We start from the raw sequence: 1,447 nt of genomic DNA on the forward strand, positions 1-1,447 counted from the left end.
GAGCAGGTCCGCAGCCGCATGATCGCCACGGCGCGCGACGTCGTCTCGAACCACGGCCTCACGGTGAGCTTCGCGCACCTGCCCATGGAGGAGTACATCCGCCTGGCCGGCGTGCCGCGCAGCTCCGTCTACCGGATCTGGAGCACGCGCGAGGAGTTCGTGGCCGACCTGGTCGGCGAGGTCTTCGTGCGGGACCGGTACGCGGAGGGCGCCGACCCCGAGGCCCAGCAGGAGATGCGCGAGGTCTACGAGCGCTCCACCGATCTGCTCTCCACGGCCGTCGGCCGCCGCCGGGTCGCCTGGGAGACCATCCGCATCGGCGCGCGGGCCAATGCCGAGTCGCTCCGCCGCTCCGCCGACTGGTCGTCGTACAACGCACTGCTCGCCTGCACCTTCTCGATGGAGGAGGGGCCTGCACGCGACGCCGTGCGCGCCACGGCGAAGCGGATCGAGGGCATGCTCACGCGCCGGATGCGCGACTTCTACGAGGAGACGCTGCAGGTCTTCGGCGGGACGATGCGCCCGGGGTTCACGACGCTCCAGCTCGCCCACCTCACCGCGATCGTGATCGACGGGCTCGCGCACCGCGGTCGGCTCCTCGACGACGACCTCGACGCTCCGGTGACCGCCCCCGGCCTCGACGGCGAGCCGGTCGAGTGGACCCTGGCGGCCTGGACGATCCGCTCGATCGTCGACGGGATGCTGGAGCCGGTCGCGGAGGACTGAGCGGACCCCGCGACCCGGATCACTCGTCCGGTTCGGTGAACCCGTCGATCAGCAGCAGCACCGACACCACCGCCAGCGACGGCCCCTCGGGATCGGCCGGGTCGAGCGGGCCGGTCACCAGCTCCGGTGCCGCGATGCGTGCGATGCACAGCCCCTCGATCAGGGCCGAGACGGCGGAGGCGAGAGCGTCGGAGCCGCGGCCCGGGCGCAGCCGGAGCCGCGCCTCGGCGAGGGTGTGCTCGTAGTACTTCGCCATGTTGTCGATGAAGTGCAGTTGGCGGGCGCGCAGCGCGGCTCCGATGGCGGTCCGCGCCGGCTCCTCGTGCGAGCCGACCGCGCCGGCGAGAGCGATGAAGTTGCGCCAGTGCTGCGAGGAGAAGACGTTGTCGACGTTCGCGTCGACGGCGACCCGGACGGAGGCGATCAGGGCCTCGCGGCACTGCTCCGGGGTCGGCTCGGGGTCGAGGCTGCGGTGGAGGTGGGAGTTCCCGGCCCGCAGGGACGGCTCGTCGAGCCGGGTGGCGAGGACCCGCTCCGGGATCGCGGCGATCAGCTCGTCGTAGAACGACTGGCGGGTGGGCCAGATCCGGTACACGGTGCTGCGCGGAACACCCGCCGAGCGGATGACGTCCTCGAGGGGCAGATGGGCGACTCCGACGCGCAGCCCCTCGGCGCGGACGACAGCGAGAGCGGCGTCCAGCAGGCGGGTGCGGACCTGCTC

2 protein-coding genes are annotated in these 1,447 nt (G+C 72.5%); one reads left to right on the forward strand and one right to left on the reverse strand.

Features of this window, described 5'->3' with window-relative positions:
• On the forward strand, nt 1-726 hold a 726-nt coding region (locus tag C5C27_RS18285; protein ID WP_104315036.1), incomplete at its 5' end, for a hypothetical protein.
• A gap of 19 nt (nt 727-745) precedes the next feature.
• Here C5C27_RS18285 and C5C27_RS18290 read toward each other — a convergent pair.
• Nucleotides 746-1,447 (reverse strand): TetR/AcrR family transcriptional regulator (locus C5C27_RS18290; protein WP_104315037.1); only part of this gene is annotated, 702 nt, incomplete at its 5' end.

This window comes from Rathayibacter sp. AY2B7 (assembly GCF_002931635.1).
Taxonomy (GTDB): domain Bacteria; phylum Actinomycetota; class Actinomycetes; order Actinomycetales; family Microbacteriaceae; genus Rathayibacter.